This is a genomic window from Clostridium sp. CAG:43, assembly GCF_000434655.1.
GTDB classification, from domain to species: domain Bacteria; phylum Bacillota; class Clostridia; order Lachnospirales; family Lachnospiraceae; genus Otoolea; species Otoolea fessa.
In genome coordinates, this window is record NZ_FR895073.1 from 1 (window position 1) to 8,932 (window position 8,932).

Sequence of the window (8,932 nt, forward strand, 5' to 3'; positions counted from 1 at the left end):
TGAAGGTACTGAACAGTTACGAATATTTAAAAAAAAGAGGATGCCCTGCCATGAACACACATACAACAAACCTGCCTGCAATCGAAACACACACTTTCCCCAACTCCCACATCATCTCCTGCCTGAACCTAAACCTCGCCCAGATCGCCGCCTCCGGTCAATGTTTCCGTATGCTTCCGGTTCCGGAAAAACCGGGGATCTGGTCACTCATCAGCGGGACGCACTATCTGGAAATTTCCGGGACGCCGGACGGTTTCTTCTTCGACTGCCCGGACGAAGCGCTTCCTTTCTGGAAACAATACTTCGATCTCGGCACCGATTACGGCTCTTTCATCGCCTCCATCCGCGCAGACGATGTCTACCTCGCGGCGGCGGCAGACGCCGGTTCCGGCATCCGGATTCTCCGTCAGGATCTCTGGGAAATAATGATCACCTTCCTGATCTCCCAGCAGAAAACCATCCCAAAGATCCGCGAAGCCGTCGAAGCTCTGGCAAAAAAATACGGTGCGAAGAGAACCGCCGCCCTGTCCGACGGTTCCATCCGCACCTACTATTCTTTTCCCTCGCCCGAAGAACTGGCATCTGCCAGCCTGGACGACCTATTAACCTTAAAACTCGGCTACCGCGCCAAATACATCCACCGCCTCATCCAGGATGTCCTCGCCGGAACCGTATCCTTAGAATCCCTCGCAGCCCTGCCTCCGGACGAAGCCATGACCGCACTTACCAGCCTCTATGGCATCGGTCCCAAGGTCGCCAACTGCGTCTGCCTCTTCGGACTCCACCACATCGACGCCTTCCCCGTTGATACCTGGATCGAACAGATCCTGACCAAAGAATATCTTCCCAAACACCCCATCCGCTACCGCCGCCTTCCAAAAAGCCGCCTGTACACTACTATTATCCAGGATTTTTTTGGAAGCTATAAAGGATACGCAGGGGTAATGCAGCAGTATATCTTTTATTATGAGCGCAGCATCCGAAACGGAAAATCTTAAAGATTCAGCAGCGCCAACGCCACCAAAATAATCCCGCATCCCCCAATCTGTCTCCGGCTGATTGGATCCCCGAGCACCAGCACGCTCACAAAGCTGACCACCAGGATCGTACCGACACTAAAGCTTGGATACACGATAAACGCCGGCAGTCTCGACACACTCGCCAGCAGCAGCGAGGTTGAAAAATAGTTTGGAAATCCGACTGCCACACCACTCAAAAAGTCCATCTTTCCAATCTTGCGGCGGGTTCTCTGCTGCTCGAGAAATGCCAGAACCACAGTCAGAACCAGTGCGGTCAGGAACGTATAGAACAGAAACAGCGCATCAAACCGTCTCTCGCCGATCCGCTCCGTTACCTTGGACATCCCGTCTGCCATACCGCTGACGACAAATAAAACGAGCAGAAGTCCCGCCGAACCCATCCTCCGTCTGCGTCCGCAGCCGCGGTCCCCCTCGCTGTTGATGACCCAGATCGCCACAATAACCAGCACGATCCCCACCAGCTGGAACAGCGTTGGGATCTCACCTAAAAACAGGATACTCGCCGTGACCGGAATCACGATACCAAGCTTCGCAAATGCCGACGACAGAACTGCCCCATTTTCACGGATGCATTTCTGCATCAGAACCAGATTTCCTGTAAACAAAAATCCATTCACGATTCCCGTGAGAACCGCCGTCCGGCTGCCTGCCGCAAAGATATTTTTATCTGGAAGCAGAACAAACGCCACCACCAGGCAGGTCACATAATTTCCAACCAAAATCCCATATCGGTTATCGCTGAACGTCTCACTGATCCGCAGCGCCAGCGCCAGGGACGCGCTGAAAAGAATCGCAAAAATCAGATAAATCATACCTACTTATAAGAGATCGCCGGTCTCCCGGAATTTCCGGTAATGATGCGTTCTCTTTGCCTCCTCCAGTTTTTTAAGCATGGCCGGGATATCTCCGTTTAAGGTTCCCGCCAGAATCACGTAGTTCGACGCATGGTTCGTCCGGAATACAGTGCCCGGAGAATCCACATTTTTCAGGAAAATTTCCATTTCATCCACAATTTCATCCGGGGTTATCCGCTGGAACCGCCCTTCCACGACATCTGCATACATCGGCGTGCCCTCGTACAGGCGCAGCGTCAGGAAGGATGCGTACTCCGGGTTCATCGCCGTGATGAGCTTCGCACAGGACAAGGCATGTTCCTCCACCTTGCTGCGTCCGCCAAGCCCCGAAATCAGCGTCACTGAGGTCGCGATGCCGCAGCGTTTCAGCTTCTGCCCTGCCTCAATGGTCTGTTCCGCCGTCACGCCTTTATTGATATATTTTAAAATCTCATTGTCGCCGGATTCCGCGCCCACATAGACGATTCCGAGTCCCGCCTCGCGCAGGCGGATCAGCTCTTCTTCCGATTTCCGCAAAATATCCTGTGCCGTTCCGTAGGAAGCCACCCGCTTCACGCCCGGATACAGGCGGTGGATCGCATCCAGAATCACCAGAAGATCCTCCGTTTTCATAACCAGCGCATCGCCGTCCGCCAAAAATACCTTCTCGATATACGGCGCATACGGATTGTGGGAAACCTCCCTCAAATCTGCCAGAATCTCCGCCAGGCTCCGGATCCGGAACTTCTTTTCTTTATACATATTGCAAAAGCCGCAGGTGTTGTGTGCACATCCGATCGTCACCTGAATGATCAGGCTGCGCGCCTCACTCGGCGGTCTGTATACAATTCCCTCGTAGTCCATATGATTCCTCCTTTTTCTGTATCTCCTCTGCCGGACTGCCCGCATCTGCTCCGGCAGTTTCCTCATTTTCTGCATTCTCCGGGTTTTCTATCGTCTCCCCCGGCAGCGGGAAATCCACGCCCGCTTTCAGCTCCAGCACCGTGTTGTTCGTCCGGGCATCGTGCAGGATCGCCTGCAGCCTTGCCAGCCAGAAATCATTGCCGCTGTAACGGATCCAGTACTGATATGCCTCGCTTTTTCTGATCTTTGCCACATCAATCTTCGTGCCCGAACAATAATCACGGTTCATATCGGCATAGAGCCTTGCCATCTCTTCTTTGATATCCTTTGATGCCGACTGCAGCGCCTTAAACGCCTGTTCCGAAATCACATCTACCAGAAACTGATCCGCATAAGTATCAAAATTGAGAAGATTCTCGTCTTCTTCCCCGTAGCGCTGCGCCCAGCCTGCTATGTCTACCTTTTTTGTATGGTAGGACAGGCTGCCATCCGCCTGCCAGTTTAGGATACTGTACTGGCACGGCGCCATCGGAAGCGGAGAAGTCACTATCTCCCGGATTCCATATCCGCCCGGTGTGTTCAGATTTGACGTATGCTTCTTGATTCTCTGCAAATGCAGATGCCCGCTCAAATACACCGGAACTCCATATGCTTCCAGAAGCGCGGTCACTTCTTTCGTATTTTCAATCGTGCATTCCTCCGGATAGAGTGTACTCTCATCCAACAGATTGTGGTGTGAAACCGGAATGACCGTCACACCCTGTTTTTTCGCCTCCTCCAGCTGTGTTTTCATCCACGCAACCGTCTCTTCGCTTAGCTTTCCGCCCGTCTCATGGACCGGTTCACACATGCAGCTGTCCAGCATCATCAGCCAATATTTTTCATCCAGGCGGTAAACATAACTCAGTGAATCCGAAGCCCGGGACATCGCCTGATCATAGCCAAACTTATGGTAAATCTGGTAAAACTCTTCCGAACTTGTTCCCTCTGCCGGGGATACCTGATCATCAAAATACGTTGCTGCCCACGGGTGGTTGATATCATGGTTGCCCGGAATCACCAGCACCGGAATTCCCGCCGCCTGCACCCGCTCTAGCTTTTCTGCAAGCGCTTCATGGTTTGCTTTCTCACCATTCTGGGAGAGATCTCCGCTCAAAACCAGTGCCGATGGATGCACCGTCCGCACCTCCTCCAGAAATGCCTCCGTGATCTCATCCAGATACGGCACGAGCGTCCCATCATTTCCCATCGTATAGGTATCAAACGCAGACTGGAAATCTGTCATCTGCGGGGACTGATAGTGAAGATCCGTCGCCAGCCAGATAGTCGGCGGCATATAAACCGTCTCTTCTTGTGCCTTCTGGGGCACTTTTTTTCTTTTATACAGCTGTTTCCGGGAAGTCCGGCGCTTTAAAGCCGCTTCTACATCCGAAGCGTTCTCATCTGCATCATCCTGTATCACTTCCCCGGCGGATGATCCATCCTCCTTCAGATTCCCGGCGGCTCCATTTTTTTCATTCTCCGCCACATCGCCGCCATCTGTCTCAGCTTCCGAAGCTTCCGTCCCGGATGCATGCTTTTTCCCTGCATCCGGCACCAGCCATACAACCAGAAAAAGTGCGAGGACCAGCAGCAGAAGCTGTGCCCCCCGCACCAGAATTGATATCTGTCTTAACTGTTTCATGGCTGCTCCGGTTTCGGCGCATTGCTCTTACCTGTCAGAGTTTCCACACGCAGGCAGAGGACGGTGGTTCTCGCCGCTACCTCCGGAGCAAACTCATACGGTCCGCCCTCCGGGTCATACTGCTGCATGATCCTTGTCAGTGCCTCTCCTTTCTCCCCAGGATCAGCCACACGGGATAACCGTCCAGTGCCGCAAACACTCTCATAAATCATCGTGCTTCTGCATGCCGGTTCCAGAATCTTTATCTCTTTTTCATTCTGCACACAGAATGCCACCCGGTTGTCGCGCTCCATATGCTCAATCTTCGTTCCCACCGGAGCGCCGTGGAAATACAGCACCGGCGTCTCCTGGTCTTCGTTCCACACAAAACCATAATTTAACGGGATCACATACGGGTATTCATCCCCGGAAAAGGCGAGACTACACACCCGGCAGTGTTCCAAAATGGCTTTCTGCCCGTCTTTCGACTCAATCGCACGTTCTCCTCTTCGCATTATTTATCCCCCTTCTTATCCGAACCTTTCTTCTCCTGATTCTCTTTCTCCCGTTGCTCCCGTACCTTCTGGAACGCCTCGTCGCCGACTGCCACGCGGATAAACTCCTCCATCGCCTTCGTGAGGTACTTATTTCTCTTCTTGTACAAATAAACGTAACGGACCGCCAGCTCTTCATTCATCTTGTAAAAGCACAGCGGCACTTCATATGGAAGATTGACGATCAGGCCATCCGGGATGAAGGTCGCGCCCACGCCCCGTCCTGCCATGTTGAACGCAGAGACAACCTGGTCCGGTTTCATGATAATATTCGGCGAATAATTCTGGCGGCTGCACATCTTCATGCTGCGCTTGTAAATGCTGTTTTCCTCTTTGACGAAGATAAACGGAGTACTCTTTAAGAGCGGCAGCGGCAGTACCGGGAACTCCGCCTGACTGTGGCGTCCTGCCCGGATATCTTCCGCGGTAAGCTGATACTGGGTCAGCTCCTCATTGATCGGAAAACTCTTCGGAACAGCCAGAATAATTCTCTCCGTGCTATAATAATACTTTTCATAATTTTTGTCATCCAGTTCCGAGTTATCGATCAGAAGATCCAGTTCCTCGGCAACCAGCTTATCGGTCAGCTGTGTGGTCGTGCCCTCCTGCAGATCAATCTTGATCTGCGGATACCGATGGGAAAACTCGCTCAACACGCCCGGAAGTACAAACGAGGTAAAAAAGATCGTTCCGCCAACCGACAGCTTGCCCGCCAGAAGCCCATTTAAGTTATTCAGTTGATTGAGCGTGTTCTGTTCCAGCGCAAACAGCTTTTCGATCGCGTCGATATAAACTTCACCGCCCGGCGTCAGTCCGATCGGAGAGGTGCTCCGGTCAAAAATCGGAGTTCCTATCTTTTTCTCCACCTTCTTGATCGCCGTGCTTAACGCCGGCTGCGTAATATACAGTTTCTGCGCCGCCTTCGAAAAACTCTTTTCCTCGTAGACCGCGTATACATACTCTTTTCCGTCGAACATGTTTCCTCCTATGTACCCTGCTTTTTCTCATCGCTGCATCCTGCGGGATATTTCATCCCAAAACTTCCCGCCCGTGAACATTCTCATTCCGTTCCATTCTTTCCCATTTATCTACAGGGTTTCCGGCACTTTTGTCCACTTATGATTCTATAACAAAAAATTTATAATAATTATTTTCTTATTTATATTTGATTATATACGATGAATGATATATAATCAAGTTAAAGATAAGGAACAAGAGAAAATAATTCATCTTCTTATCTTTCTGGCATAGCCAACCACCCCGATTTTCCCCAAAATCGGTTCCCATATATTGATTATTCCTCATGAGCACGCACTGCAGAACCCTCGTTCCCCAACCAACCCGCAGTTGCGTGCTTATTTGTATGTAATTTTTACCCCGTCCAGCTCAGCTTCTATCAGCTCGTCCCCATCATATGACAATTTCAACGAAAAAAACGTATCCCTTTCAATCAGAAGCTTCAAAAAGATCCGATCGCCGTCCCAGAGCCGCAGAGCCGATACATCCTTTTTCGCCATCCAGGCAAGCTCGCCCTCGTCACATTCGCGAAGCGTTCCCTCAAATCCATCCGCCGTGTACAGGCACATATATTCCGTCGGCCAGCCTTTCGCGATAAACGTCACGATTCCGCGGAAGCGCCAGGAAGTCAGAGTCAGCCCTGTCTCCTCCTTCACTTCGCGCAGCAGGCAGTTCTCCGGGCTTTCATTCTCCTCAAAATGTCCACCGACGCCAATCCATTTTCCTTCATTCACATCCTGTTTCTTCTTAATGCGGTGCAGCATCAGATATGAATCGTCTTTTTCAATGTAGCAGAGCGTTGTCAGCGGCGAACGCTGTTTTTTTGTCTCTCCCATGCCTCCTGGTACCTCCATTTTTATTTAATGTACGCTCGGAATCTTCAGATGCCCGTAGTCCTTCGCCTCGTCCTCCAGGATATTCTGCAGAAAATCGCTCAGTTCGCTGACATAGCCGATCTTGTTCCAATCTTTCAGCACCGGATTTTCCTTTGCGGCTTCCTCGATCTGATACATCCGTCCTTCATAATAATTCACGCACAGATCCGCGTAGTACGAAGCCATTTCCCGTTTCTTCTCGTCCGTAAAAAATGCATGGCGATCCTCAATATGGCGATTCAGATCCCGAATTGCATCGCGGATTGCCGCCCGACGCAGGATCGACTCCGAATAAGCCGTAAAATCTGCCAGATCACGGTTATGGTACGAGTGGCGGATCGCCCAGCCGTCCACATCGACTGATTTCGCATCATACTGGTAGGTCCCGTCGTTCCAGATGCGGACAATCCCGTAATGGCACGGAGCCATCACCATGGAACCCGTCACAATCTCATAGATGCCCGTGTCCTCGTCTTCCTTATAATGCTGGATATGCAGATGTCCGCTCAAGTGCAGGCGCACGCCATGATCCGACAGCATCCGCACCAGTTCCTCGTTGTGCTCGATCGTACAGTTGTCATAAAAGGCCCGGCTCACTCCGCTCTCATCCAGCAGGTTATGATGGCTGACGGATATCACGCGGGCGCCTTCCCGCTCCGCCTCTTCCAGAATCGGCTCCATCCACTCATACGTTTCCCGGCGGATCATGCCGCCGACCTCATTTTTCGGTTCATACTGACAGGAATCCAGCATCAGCACCCAGTTTGCACTGTCTATCTTATAAAGATAACTCAGCGATGCCGGATCCCGGCTGTCCGCCGCTACATAGCCAAAATCAGCATAGATATCCCGGAACTCGTCCGCTGTGATGGACTCCACCTTTTCCGTTCCATCCGCCGTATAGCGGCNNNTCCGCCGTATAGCGGCGGGCATCCGGGTTATTGATATCGTGGTTTCCCGGTATAACCGCGACCTCAATTCCCGCCTCGCTGAGTCCTTCCAGAAGTTCTGCCAGTTCCTCATGGCTCGCTTTCTCTCCGTCCAACGTCAGATCTCCGCTCAGAATCAGGAGGTCTGGATCTTCCTCCTTCATATCATCGAGAAAGGCGTCCATGACCTCCCAGCCGTACTCCAGCACGCGCCCGTCTCCGCCCCTCGCCATTCCGACAAAGGAATCACAGCGGTTTCCTGCCAGTTTCTCGGCAAAATAGTGCATATCCGTTGCCACCACGATCTTCTTTTCCACGAAATGGTCCTCGGTTTCCTCTTCCCCGCTTTCTTCGTCTTCGGCAGCCTCATGGCTCTCCTGTGTCTCCTCTGTCTCAGTTGTCTCAGTCTCCGACTCCTGTGTGGCACCCGGACTTTCCGTTTCCGCCTCGCTGGAAACCTCCGTCGCGTCTGCCTCCTTCGATAGAAACGAACAGCCGCCAAGTAGCGCTGCCAGAAGGGCTGTTGCCATCACTATACATCCTTTGTTTCTTCTACTTTTTCTCACTGTACCTATCCGCTCCTGTTTTCTCTCTATCTTTCAATTTCTATTTTCACTGCTGTTTCTTGCCTTTACCGCTATTGTTTGTACCAATTCTTCGTACATAATCTGCCCCGGCGCGATATATCTACGTCTCGTCATCCACCGGAAGCTCCGTCCGTCCCAGCGCTGCCATCGCCTCTTTTTCCTTTTTGGTCAGTTTCTTGATCGCTGCCTCCCGGCGCATCGCCTCGCTGCGCGTCGCATATTCTTCATAGTATGCCAGCACTACCGGACGGCGGGTTTTCGTGTATTTTGCACCTTTCCCAGCATTGTGAGCCGCCACCCGCGCTGCCAGATGGTTCGTCCACCCGCAGTACAAGGTTCCGTCCGCGCAGCGCAAAAGATATGTATAATTCATGTCTCATCCTGCCTTTATGGTTCGCACTCCCGACAAAAATTTCTCAGTACACAGGAAAACGCATCCGGACGCCCTATGTAAACGGCGCCGCGCCTTGCAATGCACGGGCACCGCCCGGTTCGGGAAACTCCTTCCCCGGATCTATCATCAAGCACCGGCCGGATGCGTTTTCCTGGCTTACAAGGCAAAAATCCTTT

10 protein-coding genes are annotated in these 8,932 nt (G+C 52.0%); 1 reads left to right on the forward strand and 9 read right to left on the reverse strand.

What is annotated here, in order from left to right:
• Positions 1 to 50 precede the first annotated feature (50 nt).
• Complete coding sequence (locus tag QVO97_RS05865) at positions 51 to 998, forward strand: DNA-3-methyladenine glycosylase family protein (protein WP_022359448.1); 948 nt, start codon at positions 51 to 53, stop codon at positions 996 to 998.
• Here the strand turns inward: QVO97_RS05865 and QVO97_RS05870 are convergent.
• The 9 genes from QVO97_RS05870 to QVO97_RS05910 all read right to left on the reverse strand — a co-directional run bounded on the left by QVO97_RS05870 (position 995) and on the right by QVO97_RS05910 (position 8,735).
• On the reverse strand, positions 995 to 1,852 hold the full coding sequence (locus QVO97_RS05870) for an EamA family transporter (RefSeq protein WP_022359449.1): 858 nt from the start codon (positions 1,850 to 1,852) through the stop codon (positions 995 to 997). The genes QVO97_RS05865 and QVO97_RS05870 overlap by 4 nt on opposite strands.
• Before the next feature lie 6 nt (positions 1,853 to 1,858).
• Complete coding sequence (locus QVO97_RS05875) at positions 1,859 to 2,737, reverse strand: radical SAM protein (protein ID WP_022359450.1); 879 nt, start codon at positions 2,735 to 2,737, stop codon at positions 1,859 to 1,861.
• The gene (locus tag QVO97_RS05880) at positions 2,700 to 4,421 is read right to left on the reverse strand and encodes a metallophosphoesterase (RefSeq protein WP_022359451.1); all 1,722 of its coding nucleotides are present in this window, start codon (positions 4,419 to 4,421) and stop codon (positions 2,700 to 2,702) included. The genes QVO97_RS05875 and QVO97_RS05880 overlap by 38 nt, the downstream gene beginning before the upstream one ends.
• Positions 4,418 to 4,915 (reverse strand): pyridoxamine 5'-phosphate oxidase family protein, encoded by a 498-nt coding sequence (locus QVO97_RS05885; protein WP_022359452.1) that lies wholly within the window; start codon positions 4,913 to 4,915, stop codon positions 4,418 to 4,420. Before QVO97_RS05885 ends, QVO97_RS05880 begins: the two co-directional genes overlap by 4 nt.
• Positions 4,915 to 5,931, reverse strand: coding sequence for a LysR family transcriptional regulator (locus QVO97_RS05890; RefSeq protein WP_022359453.1), 1,017 nt, complete (start codon positions 5,929 to 5,931; stop codon positions 4,915 to 4,917). The genes QVO97_RS05885 and QVO97_RS05890 overlap by 1 nt, the downstream gene beginning before the upstream one ends.
• A 378-nt stretch (positions 5,932 to 6,309) precedes the next feature.
• Positions 6,310 to 6,807 carry an NUDIX hydrolase gene (locus QVO97_RS05895; protein WP_022359454.1) on the reverse strand — a complete coding sequence of 166 codons (498 nt, stop codon included), beginning with the start codon at positions 6,805 to 6,807 and terminating at the stop codon, positions 6,310 to 6,312.
• 24 nt (positions 6,808 to 6,831) lie between these two features.
• Complete coding sequence (locus QVO97_RS05900) at positions 6,832 to 7,725, reverse strand: metallophosphoesterase (RefSeq protein ID WP_022359455.1); 894 nt, start codon at positions 7,723 to 7,725, stop codon at positions 6,832 to 6,834.
• A complete protein-coding gene (locus QVO97_RS05905) occupies positions 7,682 to 8,305 on the reverse strand; it encodes a metallophosphoesterase family protein (RefSeq protein WP_022359456.1) in 624 nt (207 codons plus the stop codon). The genes QVO97_RS05900 and QVO97_RS05905 overlap by 44 nt, the downstream gene beginning before the upstream one ends.
• Before the next feature lie 157 nt (positions 8,306 to 8,462).
• Complete coding sequence (locus tag QVO97_RS05910) at positions 8,463 to 8,735, reverse strand: GIY-YIG nuclease family protein (RefSeq protein WP_022359457.1); 273 nt, start codon at positions 8,733 to 8,735, stop codon at positions 8,463 to 8,465.
• Positions 8,736 to 8,932: the final 197 nt, after the last annotated feature.